Source organism: Proteus sp. G2300 (assembly GCF_009915965.1).
GTDB lineage: Bacteria > Pseudomonadota > Gammaproteobacteria > Enterobacterales > Enterobacteriaceae > Proteus > Proteus vulgaris.
The window spans coordinates 294,391-315,634 of record NZ_JAABNK010000023.1 but is presented as its reverse complement, the minus strand read 5'-3'; the positions used below and the strand labels follow the sequence as shown (position 1 = coordinate 315,634).

The following is a 21,244-nucleotide window of genomic DNA, read 5'->3' as shown; positions in this document are numbered from 1 at the left end:
TGTCTTTTTAAGGCAAGGTCTTTTTATCGTCACGCCTGAATAGGTTTGTGTTATAGGAACGGGCAATGCTCAAATTTATTTTTCGTCGCTTTTTAGAAGCGATACCGACTCTATTTATTCTAATAACGATTTCGTTTTTTATGATGCGCTTAGCGCCGGGTAGCCCGTTTACGGGTGAAAGAAAACTCCCGCCTGAGGTAATGGCAAATATTGAAGCGAAATACCATTTAAACGATCCCATTTATAAGCAATATTTCGATTATTTAATTCAGTTATCGAAAGGGGATTTAGGGCCTTCTTTTAAATATAAAGACTACAGTGTAAACACCTTAGTCGGTAAAGCATTCCCTGTATCAGCTAAATTAGGGTTGTCGGCATTTATTTTTGCCGTGATTTTAGGCGTGGGGGCAGGCGTGATAGCCGCACTGAATCAAAACACCAAATGGGATTATACCGTCATGACTTTTGCCATGACGGGGGTTGTCATACCGAGTTTTGTTGTTGCGCCACTGCTTGTGCTTATTTTTGCCATTACCTTAAGGTGGTTGCCTGCAGGGGGCTGGAATGGTGGTGCGGTGCAATACATGTTGTTACCAATGATTGCATTATCACTCTCTTACATTGCCAGTATCTCGCGTATTACCCGTAGTTCAATGATTGAAGTGTTACACTCAAACTTTATCAGAACGGCAAAAGCGAAAGGCTTGCCGATGAAAAGAATTGTACTGCGTCATGCTTTAAAACCTGCATTGCTACCTGTTATCTCTTATATGGGGCCGGCATTCGTCGGGATTATTACGGGCTCTATGGTGATTGAAACTATCTTTGGATTACCGGGTATTGGACAACTTTTCGTTAATGGTGCTTTAAACCGTGATTATTCATTGGTATTAAGTCTAACAATTATCGTAGGGGCATTAACGATTTTCTTTAATGCGATTGTCGATATTTTATATGCCGTTATTGATCCGAAAATTCGTTATTAATAGACACTGGAGCGCGTTATGTTATCACTGAAGGAAAACAGCGAAGCTCTGGGGAATTTCTCGGAGCAGCTAGATATTGAAGGTCGTAGTTTATGGCAAGATGCTCGCCGTCGTTTTATGCACAATAAAGCCGCGATCACGAGCCTTGTGTTACTTTTCTTTATTTTATTATTTGTTATTTTTGCCCCGATGCTATCGCCCTTTGTTTATGACGATACTGATTGGGAAATGATGTCAATGGCACCTGACTTTGCTTCTTCTCACTATTTTGGTACTGACTCATCTGGGCGTGATTTATTAGTACGTGTTGCGATTGGTGGTCGTATCTCATTAATGGTTGGTATTGCGGCTGCTTTTGTTGCGGTTATTGTCGGCACACTTTATGGCGCAATGGCAGGTTATATTGGTGGGCGTGTTGATTCAATCATGATGCGTTTACTCGAAATCTTAAACTCATTCCCATTTATGTTCTTTGTTATCTTATTGGTGACATTTTTTGGTCAAAATATCTTACTGATTTTTGTTGCGATTGGTATGGTCTCTTGGCTAGACATGGCACGTATTGTAAGGGGACAAACTTTAAGTCTAAAACGTAAAGAGTTTATTGAAGCGGCATTAGTTTGTGGTGTGTCATCACGTAATATCGTGTTAAAACATATTGTACCTAACGTGTTGGGCGTGGTTGTGGTTTATGCCTCGTTATTAGTGCCTAGCATGATTTTATTTGAATCCTTCTTAAGCTTCTTAGGATTAGGTACACAAGAGCCGTTAAGTAGTTGGGGGGCACTATTAAGTGATGGTGCAAACTCAATGGAAGTTTCTCCTTGGCTGTTACTTTTCCCAGCTTCGTTCTTAGTTGTCACCCTGTTTTGCTTTAACTTTATCGGTGATGGCTTACGTGACGCATTAGATCCGAAAGATCGTTAAGGAGAACAAAATGACAAATACAACAAACAAGTCGTTATTAAGTGTTAAAGATCTCAGCGTCACTTTCGGTACCGCAGATGGTGACGTCACCGCAGTTAATAAACTAAATTTTGAATTATCAGCAGGTGAAACCTTAGGTATTGTTGGTGAATCGGGTTCAGGTAAATCACAAACGGCTTTCGCCTTAATGGGATTATTAGCAAAAAATGGTCGCACAGCGGGTAGTGCTAACTTTAATGGGCGTGAGATCTTAAATCTTCGTCAAAGCGAATTAAATAAAATGCGCGCTGAAGAGATATCCATGATATTTCAAGATCCCATGACATCACTTAACCCGTATATGAAAGTTGGCGCACAGCTTATTGAAGTGTTGATGTTACATAAAGGCATGAGTAAAAATGATGCTTATGCAGAATCAGTGCGTATGCTAGATGCAGTAAAAATGCCTGAAGCCCATAAACGAATGAGTATGTATCCTCATGAATTCTCAGGTGGGATGCGCCAACGTGTTATGATTGCTATGGCATTACTGTGTAAGCCAAAACTTTTAATTGCTGATGAACCGACAACTGCACTGGATGTGACAGTCCAAGCGCAGATCATGACACTACTAAATGAGCTTAAAAATGATTTAAACACTGCAATTATTATGATCACCCATGACTTAGGGGTTGTTGCGGGAATTTGCGATAAAGTATTGGTGATGTATGCAGGACGCACCATGGAGTATGGAAATGCGCGTGATATTTTCTATCAACCTTCACATCCTTATTCTATCGGGTTGCTACAAGCTGTTCCGCGTTTAGATGGCGAAGATGAGCGCCTAGCGACCATTCCAGGTAATCCACCTAATTTATTACGCTTGCCAAAAGGTTGTCCGTTCCAACCACGCTGTCAGTATGCAACAGAGCAATGTTTGACGAATGAGCCTGAATTAGCGCAATTTGCACAAGGGCGATTACGTGCCTGTTTTAAAGCGGTGGAGGAATTGGTATGACGCAAGCCACATTACAAGATAGAAAAGTTATCCTTGAAGTGAATGATTTAAAAGTCTATTTCGATGTTCAAGATAATAAACAGTGGTTTTGGAAGGCGAAAAAAAGCTTAAAAGCCGTCGACGGTGTCACACTACGTTTATATGAAGGTGAAACTCTCGGTGTTGTTGGTGAATCAGGTTGCGGTAAATCGACTTTTGCACGAGCTATTATTGGTTTAGTCAAAGCTTCAGGTGGGACGGTCTCTTGGCTAGGTAATGATTTGCTAGGAATGGGCAATAAGCAATGGCGAGATATTCGCCAAGATATCCAGATGATTTTCCAAGATCCACTGGCTTCCTTAAATCCAAGAATGACGATTGGGGATATTATTGCTGAACCTCTTAAAACTTATCACCCTAAAATGAAACAGGCGCAGGTAGTTGAAAAAGTCAAAGCAATGATGATGCGAGTTGGATTATTGCCAAACTTAATCAACCGTTATCCTCATGAATTCTCAGGTGGGCAATGCCAGCGTATTGGTATTGCGCGTGCATTAATTCTAGAGCCTAAATTAGTGATTTGTGATGAGCCTGTTTCTGCATTAGACGTATCAATTCAAGCACAGGTTGTTAACTTACTTAAAGATATTCAAAAAGAGATGGGATTATCTTTGATTTTTATTGCGCACGATCTTGCTGTAGTAAAACACATTTCAGATCGTGTCTTAGTGATGTATTTAGGGCATGCAGTGGAATTAGGCACCTATGATGAGGTTTATCATCATCCATTACATCCTTATACCAAAGCATTAATGTCAGCAGTACCTATCCCTGATCCTGATAAAGAACGCAATAAGCATATTGATTTATTAGAAGGGGAGTTACCTTCTCCAATTAATCCGCCATCAGGTTGCATCTTTCGTACACGTTGCCCAATGGCTGATGAAGAATGTGCCAAAACACGCCCTTTATTAGAAGGGAGTTTCCGCCATGCCGTCTCTTGCTTAAAAGTGGATCCGCTTTAAGATTTCACTTATTTAAATTTGGCTACCACTACCAATGCCTGATATTTATCAGGCATTTTTCTATTAATAAAAAATTAAAATTTAATATTAGGATCATTTTTTGTATATCGAAATAACTATGTGAATTATATCACTGAGTCATATTTTCAATGTAATAGCTTATTGTTGACTATTTCATTGATATTCTGTTTTTTTTAGGAAAATTATGAAAAAAGTGCATAAAAACGCCCTTGATAGTATTTTCAAGCGCGTTATTTTCATCAACTGCTAATTAATCATTAAATCAGACTAAATCCAACCTTTAGTTCTAAAGGCTTTTAATGTAGTGACGAAATATCTCATCTCTTCGGGTGTGCCTAACGTTAAACGGCTCCAACCCAAAGCGGGTGGAAATTCACGTCCAACCATTATGTTCGCGTCTTTCATTCTATTTTGATAGGTTTTCACATCACCTTTAACTTTATGGAATATAAAATTGGCATGAGAAGGTGCGTATTCAATATCCAGCTCTTTTAAGACATCAACTACCATTTGGCGTGAAACATCAATCGACTTACGGCTATATTCCACATAGGCTTTATCTTTTAATGAGGCTAATGCGGCAACGGCACCTGCAGTATTAGTATTATCAATGGAAACAAACACATCAACATCCGCAACAACGTCAGGAACAGCAACACCATAACCCACACGAAGTCCTGCTAATGCATAAATTTTTGAGAAAGTACGAGCGACAATCAGATTTTTATATCCTGCTTCAACTAACGTAATTGCACTGGTAAATTCAGGTGTTGAAACAAACTCAGCGTATGCTTCATCAATGATAAAAAAGACATTCTCTTTTGCTGATTTTATCCAATGGGTTAAAGCTGCAGTTGGCGTCAACATTGCTGTTGGATTATTCGGATTACACAGATATACCATGCTGATGCCATCAAATTCTTGAGCTTTTTTTTGCATGGTTTCTAAATCAAAAGCTAATGTTTTATCAACAGGGATTTTAACGATTTTTACCCCTAAAGGTTCTGCATAAAGCTCTGCATAGTTAAACGTGGGATCAGGAACAATCAGTTGAATTGCTTTACCTTCTTTTTGTGCTTTGTTCGCAACATATTGCACTGCTGCTTGAATTGTCTCAGATGAGCCATTTCCTAAAGAAATATGCTTGTCTGAAAGTTTAAATTCTTTTCCTAACTTATTAATTAACTTGCTACGAGCATCATCTGGATATCTAAATGCATTAGGTAAGGCATTAATAATGGCCTGTTTAGCTTTTTGTGACATACCTAATGAGTTTTCATTGAAATTAAGCAGTAACGGATTTTCTGCATTAAAAACCAATTTATTTTTTAGTGTTTCATTGGCATAAACTGAACTCACAAAAGGACTTAATGATAATCCGCTAATAACTAGGCTTGATGATGTTAAAAATGACCGACGATTCATGTTATGTTTCCCAAGTAAATTATTCTATGTTTTATTAGTTCACATAGATTACTAAAAAAAAGAAAGAAGTAAATAAATATGATAAAATTATAATTATTTATTCATCTTATTTTTTGGGAACAAACAAATAGTTGAATGACTTTGAGATAAAATTACGATTACCTTTGCAATTCTTCAGTCTCTATTGCACATTTTTCCGCTTCAGCAATGATCCAGTTTTTAAATTTATCTTGCTTTGAGTTAGGCATAATTTCACTGGGTGAGAGTAAGTAATAGCTTGAACCATCATTAACAAAGCCGTGTGTGGCGATAAGCTGTTGATCTTTTAATTCATCTTGTACCATAAGAAAAGAGGCTATCGTCGTACCTAATCCCGCTAGAGCCGCCTGAATAGCCAGATAAAAATGTTCATACTGACTGGTACTGGTATAAGCAAATGTCATACCCGAATATTGATACCAATCTTGCCAAGCTTGAGGGCGCGATAGAGTCGTTAATTGGTTATTTACATGATGGATATTATTAGGCTTTATGACAGCTCCAATTTTTTCATCACACACTTTTTCTGCATAAATATTCTTATTCCATAAAAAATCATCCCGTCGAAAGGCCAAATCAACTCCTTCTTTATTAAAATCAATTGCACCTCCCGCGGCAACTAGGTGCAACGTGATTTCAGGATGTAATGCATAAAAGTGAGAAAGGCGAGGAATAAGCCATTTCATGGCAATAGTCGGTTCACATGAAACCACTAATACGGGATTATTTAAAGGTGAACGAAGATGTGTAACCGCGTCTTCAAGCTGTTCAAATATTGAAGAAGTTGTTTTATATAAATATCGTCCTGCTTCATTTAAATAAACTGCGCGATTACGGCGTTCAAATAAAGGAATACCTAATTCATCTTCTAATAATCGGACTTGTCGGCTTACCGCACTGTGTGTGACATGAAGTTGCTCTGCGGCACTGACAAAACTGCCCGTTTGTGCGGCACTATTAAAAAAACGTAAGGATGTTAAAGAGGGCATTTTCATAAAAGTAAGCCATAAAGTAAGTAATAAAATAGACGATGAAAACTTACAGATATATTGCAAGATAAATCGCTTTTTATTTTTAGTCAAATTAGCAAAATAGATTGTCTTATGGTGGATTAAATAGATTTTTTATTAAAATAAGAACCTATTTTATGTCACTTTTTATTACTTATAATTAACTCGAAAGTGAGAATAAGGAAAACAATGAGTGAGCTAATTGCTGTAGCGGTGATCACAATATTGGCAGTTATTAGTCCTGGGCCTGATTTTGCTATGGTGACAAAAAATAGTTATTCCTATGGTGTGAAAGTTGGACTTGTTACGGCGATTGGTATTGCGATTGGTGTTCAGATTCATGTTTTTTATACTGTATTTGGTGTTTCTTTTATTATTACAGGATCCCCAATACTCTTTTTTATGATGAAGTTATTCGGTGTGGGGTATTTAATTTATTTAGGCTTTAAATCATTAACCAATAAAACGCAATTAACGATTGAAAATGCGATAAATTCAGCCCCTAGTGCGTATCAGGCATTATGCAGTGGTTTTCTCACTAATGCACTAAATCCTAAAACAATGCTATTTGTTATTGCGCTTTATACACAAGTGGCTAATTTAAGTCACCCGCTCTGGATAAACCTTTCTTATGGCATGTTTATCTCTGTTGCACATTGGGTTTGGTTTAGCTGTGTTGCGTTATTTTTCTCTACGCCTTTATTACGAACAAAGATACTTTCGCATCAAAAAATCGCAGATAAAATGATTGGCGTATTACTCATTCTTTTGGGCGTTGGATTGCTGTTTATTTCAGTGAAATAAAAATATATCTAATAAAAAAAGGAGATCACATAATGATCTCCTTTTCTTTATTTTCAGTTACTATTTAGTTTGATTCAGGGAAAGTTAGTGTTGTTCCCGGTGCTTCACGACTAAGATGAATAAAATTTAAGTGTTTTTCATATTGGTCTAAAATATCCGTGATCACCTGCTCTTTGGTGTAATCCATTAAGTCATTACCTTGTGTACCTTCCCATAAATAGGTTTCTAAACGGTAATAATCTGATTTACCTCGGCGAGCACGATAGGTAAATGCGGGTACTGAATATTTTTGTGGCCAAATTTGATAAATAAAATTCTGTTCTTGATCGAGATCGACCACAAGCTCCAAATGATGTAAGCGTTCATTATCTTCAATTGGGTAAGAATTGAATTCGACTTTAGCTCCACGTAATAAAAGCTCTTTAGCAACATCTTGCATTGCTGGCATACAGGTTAAATCTAACATGCGTTGTGTATAGGTTGTTCCTGGGAAGTTCATAACCCGCCCTAAACGCTGTTTCCAATTCATCGTGGTATTACCATAAAGTGGCGCAGGTGCATTGGTGTTTAGAGAACTAACACGTCTAAAATCTTCGACTTTTAATGATTTATAAAGCCCTGCCATAATAAAAAAAATAACAAAACTGAAGGGCAATCCCATGATAATTGTTGTGTTTTGTAATGCCGAAATACCATCGGCCATTAACATACCTAATGTTAACAATCCAATGGCAATAGACCAAAAAATACGAAGCCAGTTGGGTGCATCGTTATTAACATGACTTAATTGAGAGGTGAAATTACCTAATACTAATGAACCGGAATCGGCTGAGGTGACATAAAATAATAGCCCCGTAATTGTAGCGACAGAAGCCGTTAAACCAAAACCGGGGTAAAGTTCTAATAAGGAATAAAATCCTTTTTCAGGTGCTTCTAATACTGTTTGTGCTAGTTCTTTATTGCCGTGGATCACTTCATATAATGCGCTGTTACCAAAAATAGATAACCATAACAGTGTAAAAACAAAGGGAATAATTAATGTGCCTATGACAAACTGTCGAATAGTTCGTCCTCTTGAGATCCGTGCTAAAAATAGACCAACAAAAGGTGACCATGCAACCCACCAAGCCCAGAAAAATAGTGTCCAGCTATTCATCCAATCTGTTGGTTTATCAAATGCAAAGCTATTTAACGTCATCCCTAAGAAACGATTAGTATAATCACCGACATTTAATACCAATGCATTTAATAAAAATTCAGTATCACCTGCAAATAAGATAAATAAAATAAGTCCCAAGGCGAGTAATACGTTCAGTTCAGATAAAATTCTGATCCCTTTATTGACACCTGATGTTGCCGAAATAACCGCCATAATAACTGATAATAGAATTAATCCTCCTTGAACACCCAACCCTTGAGGTAAATCAAAAAGAACTTTTAGACCATAATTAAGTTGTACAACACCAATACCTAATGTTGTTGCAATACCAAAAATAGTTCCTAATACAGCAGCGATATCAACAGTATGACCAATTGGGCCATAAATACGATTTCCAAAGATAGGATAAAGTGCAGAACGTATAGTCAATGGTAAATTGTAACGATAACTAAAATAGCCTAGTGCAATACCAATAAGTGCATACATAGACCAGCCCGTCAGGCCATAGTGGAATAAAGTCCACACCATCGACTGACGGGCTGCTTCTATTGTTTCACCTTCGCCAGTTGGCGGTAACATATATTGTGTAATGGGTTCTGCCACAGAGAAAAACATCAAATCAATCCCAATACCTGCTGCAAATAACATTGCAGACCAACTTAAAACACTAAATTCAGGTTTTGATTGTTCAGGTCCTAATTTGATATTTCCAAAACGAGAAGTGGCAACAAAAATAACAAAAACAATATATAACGTTGCTGCCAATAAATAGTACCAACCAAAGGTTTTTGATACCCATCCCAGTGTTGCCACAATCCATGTATTTGCTGTTTCTGTCATGAGAATCGTGAAAAAAGAAAACGCTAAAATTAGCGTTGCTGAAGCGAAAAAAACGACAGAGTTTAGCTTGTCTTTCTGGGGTTTTTTTGTGCTGTTAAGAGTTGTCATCAGAAATTCCAAAAATTTATTTATCTAAAAGTTAAAAGTTGCATTCTTTGTTAACTAATTGAATTAGTTGCAAAGATTCAAATTTTCACAATGTCCTCCCATGTTTATTTGTAAACTAATTGTGATAAACAATAGTTAATATTGATTGAATGTTCAATTAAAAAAACGTTTAATAAATGTGTTCAATGTATTTTTTAGGTCTTTAAAACATGCCGAAGATAGGAATGCAGTCGATACGTAAACAGCAATTAATCCAAGCGACGTTAGCAGTCATTAATGAGGTTGGAATGCAAGAGGCGAGTATCGCATTGATAGCTCGAAAAGCCGGTGTTTCTAACGGCATTATTAGCCACTACTTTCGTGATAAAAATGGATTATTGGAAGCTGCCATGCGCCATATTCAATATCAATTAGGTTTTGCGGTGGCGATACGCTTAAGAATGTTAAGTGATGCAACACCTAAACAACGCATCCAAGCCATTGTTGAGGGTAATTTTGATACCACTCAAACCAGTGAAGCTGCGATGAAAACATGGTTAGCGTTTTGGGCAAGTAGTATGCATCAGCCTAATTTGAATCGTCTACAAAAGGTCAATGATAAAAGGCTTTATTCCAATTTAAGTTACGAGTTTGGGCGTGTTCTTGCTAAAGATCAAGCTCGTTTGGCTGCAAAAGGGTTAGCCGCATTAATTGATGGCTTATGGCTACGAAGTGCATTGAGTAATGTCCCTTTTTCTCTTGATGAAGCTAAAACCATTACCAATGAATATATCGATATGCAACTTGCAAATCGGAGCCCAATAAAGACCTAAAAAAACCAATAACAAAGGAGAAACTATGCCAAACCCACCGTTACAGAAACTTTATATTCATGGTGGATATGTTGATTGTGCACAACCGGAATGTGAGCAATTTGAAGCGATTAATCCAGCTAATGGCGAAGTGATCGCACATTTACAGTCCGCGAGTGAAGAAGATATCAATTGGGCCGTTGAAAGTGCTAAACAAGGACAAAAAATATGGGCCGCAATGACAGCAATGGAACGCTCTCGAATTTTACGACGTGCTGTTGATATTTTGCGTGAACGTAATGATGAATTGGCTCATTTAGAAACCTTAGACACAGGCAAACCGCTATCTGAAACACGCTATGTTGATATTGTGACGGGAGCTGATGTTTTAGAGTATTACGCAGGTCTGATCCCAGCCCTTGAAGGGGAGCAAATTCCGCTTAGGGAAACCGCTTTTGTTTATACGCGACGTGAGCCTTTGGGAATTGTTGCTGGGATTGGTGCTTGGAATTATCCCATTCAAATCGCGTTGTGGAAATCGGCACCTGCACTTGCCGCGGGTAATGCGATGATCTTTAAACCGAGTGAAATGACTTCACTTACGGCATTAAAATTGGCTGAAATATACACCGAAGCGGGATTGCCGAAAGGGGTTTTTAATGTTGTTACAGGAAAAGCCAATGTAGGACAGTGGCTAACACAACATCCTGATATTGCTAAAGTTTCCTTTACTGGTGGAATTGAAACCGGTAAGAAGGTGATGTCAAATGCCTCTGCATCAAGTTTAAAAGAAGTGACAATGGAGCTTGGTGGAAAATCGCCTTTAATTATTTTTGATGATGCAGATTTAGATACCGCCGCTGATATTGCGATGATGGCGAATTTTTATAGTTCAGGGCAGGTGTGTACTAATGGTACTCGTATTTTTGTTCCTGAAAGATTAAAACCTGCATTTGAAGCGAAAATTACAGAGCGCGTATCACGTATTAGGATCGGTTCTCCTCTTGAAATGGATACTAATTTTGGTCCATTGGTCAGTTTTCCTCATCTTGAAAAAGTCTTGAATTATATTGAGTTAGGTAAAACTCAAGGGGCGAGATTACTTTGCGGTGGTCATCGTCTATTGGAAGGCAATTTGGCTCAAGGCGCTTATGTTGCCCCTACCGTTTTCACAGATTGCACTGATGATATGAAAATCACGCAAGATGAAATTTTCGGCCCTGTGATGAGTATTCTCAGTTATCAAACTGAAGATGAAGTGATTTTACGCGCAAATAATAGCGTTTATGGTTTAGCTGCAGGTCTTGTCACCAAAGATCTCACAACAGCTCACCGTGTTATTCACCAATTAGAAGCTGGTATTTGTTGGATTAATACATGGGGAGAGTCTCCAGCAGAAATGCCAGTGGGTGGCTATAAACATTCTGGCGTAGGGCGTGAAAACGGGCTTGTTACATTACAGAATTATACTCAAATAAAATCAATTCAAGTTGAACTTGGGGAGTTTTCATCCGTTTTTTAATCCATTCTTTTTTTAATGACTGAAACAGAGGAGATAACAATGGTCTATGACTACATTATTATCGGTGCTGGTTCAGCCGGTAACGTTCTTGCTACCCGCTTGACAGAAGATCCTGAAGTTACTGTGCTGCTCCTTGAAGCTGGAGGTCCGGACTACAGGTTCGATTTTCGCACACAAATGCCAGCGGCATTAGCTTATCCGTTACAAGGTAGGCGATATAACTGGGCTTATGAAACTGAGCCTGAACCCTATATGAATAACCGACGAATGGAATGTGGTCGTGGTAAAGGGCTTGGTGGATCATCATTAATCAATGGTATGTGTTATATTCGCGGTAATGCGATGGATTTTGATGGTTGGGCTAAATTACCCGGTCTTGAAGAGTGGGATTATTTAAGCTGTTTGCCTTATTTTCGTAAAGCTGAAACACGTGATATTGGTGCTAATGATTACCATGGTGATAAAGGGCCCGTAAGCGTGACTACGCCGAAAAAAGGCAATAATATCTTATTTCAAGCAATGATTGAGGCTGGTGTACAAGCGGGATATCCAAGAACGGTTGACCTTAACGGCTATCAGCAAGAGGGTTTTGGCCCGATGGATAGAACCGTCACACCTAAAGGTCGTCGAGCAAGCACAGCAAGAGGCTATCTTGATCAAGCCAAAGTACGTAAAAACTTAACGATTGAGACTCATGCGACAACAGATATCATCGAATTTGAAGGTAAAAAAGCCGTGGGTGTTCGTTATTTTTCAGGAGAAAACACCACACCTCATCGTGTCAAAGCCAATCGAGAAGTCTTACTTTGCGCTGGTGCAATTGCTTCGCCTCAAATTTTGCAACGTTCGGGGGTGGGGCCTGAAAAGGTATTAAATGAATTTAATATTTCACCTGTACATGTATTACCGGGTGTTGGGGAAAATCTGCAAGATCATTTAGAAATGTATTTGCAGTATGAATGTAAAAAACCTGTTTCACTTTATCCTGTTTTAAAATGGTATAACCAACCTAAGATTGGTGCGCAATGGTTATTTCAAGGAACAGGTATAGGTGCAAGTAATCAATTTGAAGCTGGGGGATTTATTCGCTCTAGCGAAAAATACGCGTGGCCTAATATTCAATTCCACTTTCTGCCCGTCGCCATCAATTATAATGGGACCAATGCCGTAGATATTCATGGTTTCCAAGCACATGTGGGATCGATGCGTTCACCTAGTAGGGGGCGAGTAAAATTAGCATCTACAGATCCTCATCAACATCCAAGTATCTTGTTTAATTACATGTCCACAGAACAAGATTGGGAAGAGTTTCGTGCAGCAATTCGGATCACACGAGAAATAATGGCACAACCTGCATTAGATCCTTATCGTGGAGAAGAAATTAGCCCTGGGAAACACATTCAAAGTGATGAAGAACTTGATGCTTTTGTTAGAGAACGAGCAGAAACGGCATTTCACCCTTGTGGTACTTGTAAAATGGGTACAGATGAAATGGCGGTTGTTGATGGGGAAGGTCGAGTACATGGTATTAAAAACTTAAGAGTTATTGATGCATCTATTATGCCTTTAATTATTACAGGTAATTTGAATGCGACTACCATTATGATGGCAGAAAAGCTAGCTGATAAGGTAAGAGGAATAGCACCTTTACCTAAAAGCGAGGCTGACTATTACGTTGCAGGTGATCAACCTGCGAGAAAAATAAATTTAAACGCCTAATTTACTGGTTATAAAAGAGGAATGTAAATTCCTCTTTTATATTTTTATCACTGTCTTTTTTCTATAACTATAAATATTGTTTATGTAAGTGATGCGTGTATAGGTGAAAAATGTTATTAATTTCTATCATAAATATTTCTAAATAAAATTACTTTATAAGACATGTTCAAAATAACGAGATAAATTCAAGTAAGACAACGATTTTTCTCCTATATTTGTGATGAAAGTCAACTCTCCTTAAATGAAGCATTCCATTAATTATAATAAACAGACGACGAAAACGTTTGCATAATATTTTTATGTAGATAGAATTCGTCAGATTTTTTTGGCCTGGTGAAATTAATAGGGGGTTAAAGTGTCTCAGGACAACAATTATAGTCAGGGCCCTGTGCCCATATCCGCAAGAAAGGGTGGATTAGCGTTAACCTTTGTGATGTTGGGATTAACGTTTTTTTCAGCCAGTATGTGGACTGGCGGCGCTCTTGGTACTGGTCTCTCCTTTAATGATTTCTTCCTCGCAGTTCTAATTGGTAATCTTCTTCTTGGTATCTACACCGCATTTCTTGGTTTTATTGGTTCAAAAACGGGTCTCACTACACATCTCCTCGCGCGTTACTCTTTCGGTATTAAAGGTTCTTGGCTTCCCTCATTTTTACTCGGTGGTACTCAGGTGGGTTGGTTTGGTGTGGGGGTGGCAATGTTCGCCATTCCGGTAGGAAAAGCCACAGGTATTGATATTAATCTCCTTATCGCCATTTCCGGCATCTTAATGACCATCACTGTATTCTTCGGTATTTCTGCGCTCACTGTTCTCTCTATCATTGCTGTTCCCGCTATAGCCATCCTCGGAAGTTACTCTGTTTATCTTGCGATACATGATTTGGGGGGGCTTTCGACATTGATGGCAGTAAAACCTGCCCAACCATTAGATTTTAATTTAGCACTAGCGATGGTTGTGGGATCCTTTATTAGTGCGGGTACATTAACTGCTGATTTCGTGCGGTTTGGACGCAATCCTAAAGTTGCGGTGGTTGTCGCCATTATTGCCTTCTTCTTAGGAAATACCTTGATGTTTGTCTTTGGTGCTGCGGGCGCGGCTTCACTGGGAATGGCTGATATTTCTGATGTTATGATTGCACAAGGATTATTGCTTCCTGCAATCGTGGTGCTGGGGTTAAATATCTGGACAACGAATGACAATGCGCTATATGCATCAGGATTAGGTTTTGCCAATATCACCGGTTTATCAAGTAAAAAGCTTTCAGTGATAAACGGTATTATCGGTACGTTGTGTGCATTATGGCTTTATAATAATTTTGTCGGTTGGTTAACCTTTTTGTCTGCTGCAATTCCACCTGTAGGTGGCGTTATTATTGCAGATTATCTGATGAATAAGGCACGCTATAACACCTTTCATGTTGCTACAATGCAATCGGTTAACTGGGTAGCGCTACTTGCTGTCGCTATCGGAATTGTTGCAGGACATTGGTTACCGGGTATTGTACCTGTTAATGCTGTATTAGGTGGAGCAATAAGTTACGCTGTGTTAAATCCAATATTAAATCGTCGTACAGCGCGACAAGCGGAGATAAGTCATGCTGGGTAAAAATATCGAACAAATTAATCATGCTCGTCTTGCTGGAAAAGACGGTTTGTGGCGCATTACGCTAAAAAACAACAAAATTAAAGCAATAGAACCACAACCTGAAAATAATTTTCATCCTGAAGCATTAGATGCACAGAGTGGCTTAGTTCACGCTCCTTTTGTTGAACCTCATATTCATTTAGATACAACTCAAACCGCAGGGCAACCGAATTGGAATCAATCGGGAACATTATTTGAAGGTATTGAGCGTTGGGCTGAAAGAAAAGCACTGTTAACTCATGATGATGTTAAACAACGTGCATGGCAAACACTTCAATGGCAAATTGCTAATGGTATTCAGCATGTTAGAACCCATGTGGATGTTTCTGATGCTTCACTCACTGCATTAAAAGCCATGTTAGAAGTGAAAGAAGAAATTAAACCTTGGGTTGATTTACAAATCGTTGCTTTCCCTCAAGAAGGTATTTTGTCTTACCCTAATGGCGAAGCTTTATTAGAAGAAGCATTAAAATTAGGCGCAGATGTTGTTGGCGCTATTCCTCATTTTGAATTTACACGTGAATATGGTGTTGAATCACTCCATAAAACCTTTGCGTTAGCACAAAAATATGATCGTTTAATTGATGTTCATTGTGATGAAATTGATGATGAACAATCACGTTTTGTTGAAACTGTTGCGGCGTTAGCTCATAAAGAAAATATGGGTTCACGAGTGACAGCAAGTCATACAACCGCTATGCATTCTTATAATGGGGCTTATACTTCACGTTTATTCCGATTGCTAAGAATGTCAGGTATTAACTTTGTGGCAAATCCTCTGGTGAATATTCACTTGCAAGGCCGTTTTGATACCTATCCAAAACGTCGAGGTATTACTCGCGTAAAAGAGATGTTAGAAAGTCATATCAACGTCTGTTTTGGCCATGATGATGTTTTTGATCCTTGGTATCCATTAGGTACGGCAAATATGCTCCAAGTCTTGCATATGGGGTTACATGTTTGCCAATTAATGGGTTATGGTCAAATTGATAATGGATTACAGTTAATTAGCCACAACAGTGCTAAAACATTGGCTTTAACGGATTATGGTGTTGAAGTAGGAAACAGTGCAAACTTTATTATTCTGCCAGCAGATAATGGATTTGATGCTTTACGTCGCCAAGTGCCAGTACGTTATTCAATTCGCCAAGGTAAAGTCATTGCACAAACAGAGCCTGCAAAAACAGAAATTATGTTAGATAAGCCAACTCGAATTACTTACAAATAATTATTAATTTATATTAATAATGGATCAGTAAATAATAACTGATCCATTATCTCCGAATTTTCTATCGCCAAATATAATCCCAAAAGGCAAAAATAATCACAGGGGTAGCAATCACATCTGCCACAAGAGTGATCGGGGTAATGATAATATTGTCAGCTAAATTACCAGGTTTAAATGAGTCGCTCTTTTCATAAGTATACAGTTCGACTTTATATTTTTCGTTTAATATTCCTTTCAATGTTTCAGGCATTTCCATAACGGCTTTCTGAAATACATATCCTTTAATAGGTATTGCTTTAAATCCTAAATCTTTTATTACTTCTTAAACATTTAAATCGATTATCTGCACATTTCCCTGCAATCATGCGCTATAAAAAAGCCCATGTATTGGGAATACCTGATAATTATCGCTTTAACGCTCCGGCATTAATTGAACTTCTCGAACAGAAAGTTCAGCCTTATTTGTTGATGGAAGCAAGGGTTTTAATTAAGCAACTGATTTTCATTGATAAAATGCTCAGCTTGAAAGATAAGGCTGAGCGTTTTTTTATATTTGTTGTCTTTATTGATTGTTTTTTCTGATCAAAGCCGCTAATTGTGCAAGCTCTTCATCACTTGCACGTTCAAAATCGTGAGATGAAAGATAACCAGGATATTTATCAAAGAAAATCTTCTGCTTATTTTCAATGGGCGTCCATTTCGTCATATCACCTGTGCCATGCATTGGGCTAAGTTTACTATGAACATGATCAACACCAAATCCTTCAAAAAACATTCCTGAACGAGAAACATCGGGAAATGTTTTATCTAAGATCTTAGCGACTTTTTTGGTCGCAATAACGAGTAAGGCTAAAGCTTCGTCACTTAAGTCAAACGCATAACTTGGATAGTGTTTTTTAGGAATAACAACAGTAAAGCCTTTGGTATTAGGAAATATAGAGAGGAAAGCGAGATGGTGATCATCTTCCCAAATTTTATGGCAAGGTGCTTTTCCCGCAACAATTTGACAGAAAATACAGTTATCCATAGTAGTAGCCCCATAATAAGATTACTCGTCATACTTCAAGTTGTAGCATTGTTGGGCGGTATTCATCGCAATTACCGCCTATCTGTAATTTGAATTATTCAGAGCATAAGATGGTTAAAGTAGGTTTCTTTCAGCTAAATCAAGTGCAAAGTAAGACAGAATTAAATCCGCACCCGCACGTTTAATTGAACCTAAAGTTTCCATTACCACCCGATCTTCATCAATCGCACCTGCTAATGCCGCAAATTTAATTTGTGCATATTCACCGCTGATTTGATAAGCCGCTAAAGGTAATAACGTACGTTCACGCACATCGCGAATAATATCTAAATAAGCACCTGCGGGTTTTACCATCAGCATATCAGCGCCTTCTTGCTCATCAATTAATGATTCACGAATTGCTTCACGGCGATTCATTGGATTCATTTGATAGGTTTTGCGATCGCCAATTAAGCGTGATCCTGCCGCATCACGGAAAGGACCATATAATGCAGAAGCGAATTTAGTAGAGTAAGAAACAATACCTGTGTCGCTAAATCCCGCTTTATCAAGTGCGACACGAATGGCCGCAACTTGTCCGTCCATGGCGGCTGATGGTGCAATAAAATCAGCACCAGCTTGTGCGGCTGCAACAGCTTGAAGCCCTAAATTATAGATAGTTTCATCATTATCAACATGTTCTCCATGTAAAACACCACAGTGACCATGTGACGTATATTCACAAAAACAGGTATCAGACATCACAATCATTTCTGGTACGGCATCTTTACAAATACGAGACATACGAGAAACTAAGCCATCACTTTTCCAAGCATCACTCCCAGTTTCATCAAGGTGATGAGATACCCCAAAAGTCATAACAGTTTTAATGCCTGCTTTTGCTATACGTTCAATTTCATAAGCTAGACGCTTTTCAGGAATACGAACAACACCCGGCATACTTTTAATAGGTTGATAATCATCAAGCCCTTCTTCTACAAATATAGGTAGAGCAAGGTCATTCTTAGTTAGTGTTGTTTCTTGAAAGAGTGCGCGCAGGTTTTCTGACTGGCGTAGTCTTCTTAATCGCTGGATGGATTGTTCGTTGCTCACAATATCTCCTTTTTATGGCCAGTGCTAATAAGTATTTACTAAAGTATTATAAACCTTAATATCTATAGATAATAGATACGCTATAGTTGCTAACTTATCTGTTCGTCATGATATTGTTTATATACTTCAAGTCGCAGTGTTGTTGACTACGTTTACTCGCACTTGTCGTATGCTCCTAGCGACTTATTCACTTGTCACCTAGCCGTCTGCAAATTATTTAGAATATAAAAAATAGAAGAATAAGTGATGGGAGAGGGAAAAGAAAAAAGAGCAGGATAATCTCTACTCTTTATATTGATTGTTATTCATGTTGCTGATGAAATAATTATTTTTTCTGCTCTTCTAACGCGGAGGTCAATTGAATTTTACAAGCGGCAACAATTTGAGTTAGACCTTCTTGAAATTCTGCTCGAGAGCCAATTTCAGCTTTTGCGTCACGTAAAGAATTAACAACTTCGATAGTACCTTCAGTAAATTGTGCTTCAGTCGCTTCTAATTTTGCAAAATCAAATTTCTTTGCATTTAAAGAGGCTACTGCATCTTTAGCAATTTTCTCTGCTGGCTCTTTTGTATCATAAGCTTTAATTGAGATATCTTTAAAGGTATCACAGTAATCATCAGCCATTTTTGTTGGGTTAGCAAAAGCAACAGCGGGCAATAATAGCAGAGATAAGAGAAGTGGTTTCATTTTAGCCTCATGTTTATTTTTTAGTACATACTTATTAAGTGTAACATATAAACAGGGAGGACGATAAATCAGAATAAGTGTAAAAATATAAAATGTTAAATTTTTTAATCCGGAAGAATCTAAATTTATTGCTATAATTGTGTTTAAGGACAATAAGCTAGCCGTTCATTTATTAATTAGTTTTTATATTTGGTAATAAATAAAATAACGTAATTGTAGTGATATTAGGATTTATCTTTATTTTGGTTAATGAAAAATAGTAGTTTAAATGTAAAAAAGAGTAAAGTCATAATTTATTAACATTAAGAACAATGTCATTCACTGCATCTTATTGCTTGATTTATAATCAATGTGGTTAGGTTGGTTAGGTTGGTTAGGTTGGTTAGGTTGGTTAGGTTGGTTAGGTTGGTTAGGTTTTTGATCTTATTCCTTGATTTAAATAACATTAAAAATATTTAACAAAAAAATGTTATTCATATAATTAGCTAAAAATAACGAAAAAACAAAATCATTATCATTTATAAAATATGAAAACATTTTTAATAAGAGAAATAATAAGAAAGATGATGCGAAAAAATCCCCTCTATAAAGGTAGAGGGGTAGCTAAATGAATAAAGAATGGTTTATTTCGAGACTGAGTATATAGGAATTTAAAACTAATTTTTGTTTATTTGTGCAGCACAAAAAGTTCAGAAAATAGAATAAAAATATGTACTAGTACCCAATCCAAAATAAATCAATTATTGGCGATAAACAGTTTTAATTTGGCTAATAGTATTACGGAATGTTTCTGCTTGTTTTTCGTCATCAACTTCTGCAATAGCGCGCTCAATATTCAAAATAATACGTCCAGCATCAGCTTGGCCTAATGCTTTTAACATATAAGTGACAAGCGTTTTTAAACAAGCCACTTCTTCTGCCAATGTTTCAACATCTGCTTGTGTTTTAAATTTTTCGTTCATTATCTACTTCCTTTGTCTTTAATTGGCTCATAACATTAAATTAGGCTGATAGAATAGCAAAGTCTTGACGAGGGATGAATAGTATAGCTTCAAGCATTTTATAAGATTGAGCCTGTTAGTGTGGCAATTAAGTAAAATAATACGCTCTCTCATTGATTTACTAAAATCGCGCTATACTTTGCATATCAATCGAGAACGAGGCGCAGTAAATTTATTGTGATTAATAATAAGAAAAAAGCAGGAAATGGTGAAGGAGCATAAGATGAAAAAAGAGCAACTATTACATGCAATAACACATTATCCAGTGCTTTATCAGCGTAAAACAGGAAATACACATAAAGGCACGTTTGGAACAATCGGTATTATTGGGAGTGCTGAAGGAATGAGTGGTGCCATCGTACTCGCGGGTAAAAGCGCATTAAAAGCGGGGTGTGGAAAAGTTTTCCTTGGTTTTGCGCAATCACAATTGCCTCTTCCTTTTATTGATAGTGCGCCAGAACTCATGCTAAAAACAGCGTCTGCGTTAGTTGATAGGCAAGATATTTCTGCTTGGGCGATTGGTTGCGGGTTGGGATTGTCAGCAAATTCTGAAAATATTTTATTAAATATATTAGCCCAACGTGATGAAAACCAACCTTATGTTTTTGATGCTGATGCGCTAGTGTTGATGGCAAAATTAAAATCACAAATCTCACTTAATCAACATTGTGTATTAACACCCCACCCTAAAGAGGCTGCTATCTTGCTTGATTGTACGCTGAGTGATATTCAAAATAACCGAGTACAAGCAGCTAAAGAAGTCGCAAAACTTTACCATTGTTGGGCAATTATCAAAGGACAAAATACGGTTATTACTTCCCCTAAAGGTGAAATAACAATCAATACTACGGGTAATAGTGGATTATCCACAGCAGGAAGTGGTGATGTATTAACTGGTATAATGGGCAGCTTTTTAGCACAAGGAATGGCAATGTCCGATGCGGTTAAAAGTGCAGTTTGGATACACGGTATTGCTGCTGATATTTTAGTTGAAAAAGGCATTGGACCGATAGGATTAACGGCTTCAGAGTTGATTAATACTGTCCGTGATGTGCGTAATCAAATATGGAGGCTAACACAGCAACATAATGCCGATTATTTTGAATAAGATCTTTTGTTTTTTCGTATAACGTATTAATAATTAAAGTAGGTTTATATTAAGATTAGATTGTTTTTAGTTAATTCACTCACAGTAATCTTTGGGTTATTGC

Annotated in this window: 20 protein-coding genes; 12 read left to right on the top strand and 8 right to left on the bottom strand. The window is 37.6% G+C overall.

Annotated features, from left to right (window positions below):
- Positions 1–65 precede the first annotated feature (65 nt).
- From oppB to oppF, 4 genes are read left to right on the top strand one after another with little or no spacing between them, the layout of a single operon-like run.
- Positions 66–986: an oligopeptide ABC transporter permease OppB gene (gene oppB / locus GWI97_RS12960; RefSeq protein WP_023581988.1), complete on the top strand. Its 921-nt coding sequence runs from the start codon at positions 66–68 to the stop codon at positions 984–986.
- 18 nt (positions 987–1,004) lie between these two features.
- Positions 1,005–1,913 carry an oligopeptide ABC transporter permease OppC gene (gene oppC / locus GWI97_RS12955; protein WP_036936432.1) on the top strand — a complete coding sequence of 303 codons (909 nt, stop codon included), beginning with the start codon at positions 1,005–1,007 and terminating at the stop codon, positions 1,911–1,913.
- A 10-nt stretch (positions 1,914–1,923) separates the two neighbouring features.
- Positions 1,924–2,910: an ABC transporter ATP-binding protein gene (locus GWI97_RS12950; RefSeq protein ID WP_036936435.1), complete on the top strand. Its 987-nt coding sequence runs from the start codon at positions 1,924–1,926 to the stop codon at positions 2,908–2,910.
- Complete coding sequence (gene oppF / locus GWI97_RS12945) at positions 2,907–3,914, top strand: murein tripeptide/oligopeptide ABC transporter ATP binding protein OppF (RefSeq protein ID WP_036936438.1); 1,008 nt, start codon at positions 2,907–2,909, stop codon at positions 3,912–3,914. The genes GWI97_RS12950 and oppF overlap by 4 nt, the downstream gene beginning before the upstream one ends.
- Before the next feature lie 288 nt (positions 3,915–4,202).
- Here oppF and GWI97_RS12940 read toward each other — a convergent pair whose 3' ends face one another.
- Positions 4,203–5,360, bottom strand: a complete 1,158-nt coding sequence (locus GWI97_RS12940; protein ID WP_036936441.1) for a pyridoxal phosphate-dependent aminotransferase — start codon at positions 5,358–5,360, stop codon at positions 4,203–4,205.
- A gap of 158 nt (positions 5,361–5,518) precedes the next feature.
- Complete coding sequence (locus GWI97_RS12935) at positions 5,519–6,394, bottom strand: LysR family transcriptional regulator (protein ID WP_052038490.1); 876 nt, start codon at positions 6,392–6,394, stop codon at positions 5,519–5,521.
- A 204-nt stretch (positions 6,395–6,598) separates the two neighbouring features.
- Between GWI97_RS12935 and GWI97_RS12930 the strand changes: the two genes are divergently transcribed.
- The gene (locus tag GWI97_RS12930) at positions 6,599–7,213 is read left to right on the top strand and encodes a LysE family translocator (protein WP_161752014.1); all 615 of its coding nucleotides are present in this window, start codon (positions 6,599–6,601) and stop codon (positions 7,211–7,213) included.
- Positions 7,214–7,277: 64 nt separating this feature from the next.
- On the opposite strand, the gene GWI97_RS12925 is transcribed toward GWI97_RS12930, so the two are convergent.
- Entirely contained in the window at positions 7,278–9,320 is a 2,043-nt protein-coding gene (locus tag GWI97_RS12925) for a choline transporter (RefSeq protein WP_036936445.1), read from the bottom strand.
- A gap of 209 nt (positions 9,321–9,529) precedes the next feature.
- Between GWI97_RS12925 and betI the strand changes: the two genes are divergently transcribed.
- From betI to GWI97_RS12900, 5 genes are all read left to right on the top strand, one after another.
- Positions 9,530–10,132 carry a transcriptional regulator BetI gene (gene betI, locus GWI97_RS12920; protein ID WP_036936447.1) on the top strand — a complete coding sequence of 201 codons (603 nt, stop codon included), beginning with the start codon at positions 9,530–9,532 and terminating at the stop codon, positions 10,130–10,132.
- 25 nt (positions 10,133–10,157) lie between these two features.
- Positions 10,158–11,633: a betaine-aldehyde dehydrogenase gene (betB, locus tag GWI97_RS12915; protein ID WP_036936450.1), complete on the top strand. Its 1,476-nt coding sequence runs from the start codon at positions 10,158–10,160 to the stop codon at positions 11,631–11,633.
- Positions 11,634–11,672: 39 nt separating this feature from the next.
- On the top strand, positions 11,673–13,352 hold the full coding sequence (betA, locus tag GWI97_RS12910) for a choline dehydrogenase (RefSeq protein ID WP_161752013.1): 1,680 nt from the start codon (positions 11,673–11,675) through the stop codon (positions 13,350–13,352).
- Positions 13,353–13,707: 355 nt separating this feature from the next.
- Positions 13,708–14,958, top strand: coding sequence for a cytosine permease (codB, locus tag GWI97_RS12905; protein WP_036936455.1), 1,251 nt, complete (start codon positions 13,708–13,710; stop codon positions 14,956–14,958).
- Positions 14,948–16,225 (top strand): cytosine deaminase, encoded by a 1,278-nt coding sequence (locus GWI97_RS12900; RefSeq protein WP_036936457.1) that lies wholly within the window; start codon positions 14,948–14,950, stop codon positions 16,223–16,225. The genes codB and GWI97_RS12900 overlap by 11 nt, the downstream gene beginning before the upstream one ends.
- A 61-nt stretch (positions 16,226–16,286) precedes the next feature.
- Here GWI97_RS12900 and GWI97_RS12895 read toward each other — a convergent pair whose 3' ends face one another.
- A complete protein-coding gene (locus GWI97_RS12895; protein WP_052038491.1) occupies positions 16,287–16,481 on the bottom strand; it encodes a hypothetical protein in 195 nt (64 codons plus the stop codon).
- Between the two features lie 107 nt (positions 16,482–16,588).
- Here GWI97_RS12895 and GWI97_RS18235 point away from each other — a divergent pair, with 107 nt between their 5' ends.
- Positions 16,589–16,807, top strand: a complete 219-nt coding sequence (locus GWI97_RS18235) for a hypothetical protein (protein WP_192940832.1) — start codon at positions 16,589–16,591, stop codon at positions 16,805–16,807.
- On the opposite strand, the gene GWI97_RS12885 is transcribed toward GWI97_RS18235, so the two are convergent.
- The 4 genes from GWI97_RS12885 to GWI97_RS12870 form a co-directional block, all read right to left on the bottom strand.
- The gene (locus GWI97_RS12885) at positions 16,788–17,252 is read right to left on the bottom strand and encodes an HIT family protein (protein ID WP_036936459.1); all 465 of its coding nucleotides are present in this window, start codon (positions 17,250–17,252) and stop codon (positions 16,788–16,790) included. The two genes, GWI97_RS18235 and GWI97_RS12885, sit on opposite strands and share 20 nt — an antisense overlap.
- A gap of 114 nt (positions 17,253–17,366) precedes the next feature.
- Positions 17,367–18,344, bottom strand: coding sequence for a porphobilinogen synthase (hemB, locus tag GWI97_RS12880; protein ID WP_036936461.1), 978 nt, complete (start codon positions 18,342–18,344; stop codon positions 17,367–17,369).
- Positions 18,345–18,669: 325 nt separating this feature from the next.
- On the bottom strand, positions 18,670–19,032 hold the full coding sequence (locus tag GWI97_RS12875) for a hypothetical protein (protein ID WP_036936463.1): 363 nt from the start codon (positions 19,030–19,032) through the stop codon (positions 18,670–18,672).
- A 740-nt stretch (positions 19,033–19,772) separates the two neighbouring features.
- Positions 19,773–19,994, bottom strand: a complete 222-nt coding sequence (locus tag GWI97_RS12870) for a DUF2594 family protein (protein WP_036936466.1) — start codon at positions 19,992–19,994, stop codon at positions 19,773–19,775.
- Between the two features lie 262 nt (positions 19,995–20,256).
- Between GWI97_RS12870 and GWI97_RS12865 the strand changes: the two genes are divergently transcribed.
- The gene (locus GWI97_RS12865; protein ID WP_036936468.1) at positions 20,257–21,141 is read left to right on the top strand and encodes an NAD(P)H-hydrate dehydratase; all 885 of its coding nucleotides are present in this window, start codon (positions 20,257–20,259) and stop codon (positions 21,139–21,141) included.
- Positions 21,142–21,244 lie beyond the last annotated feature (103 nt).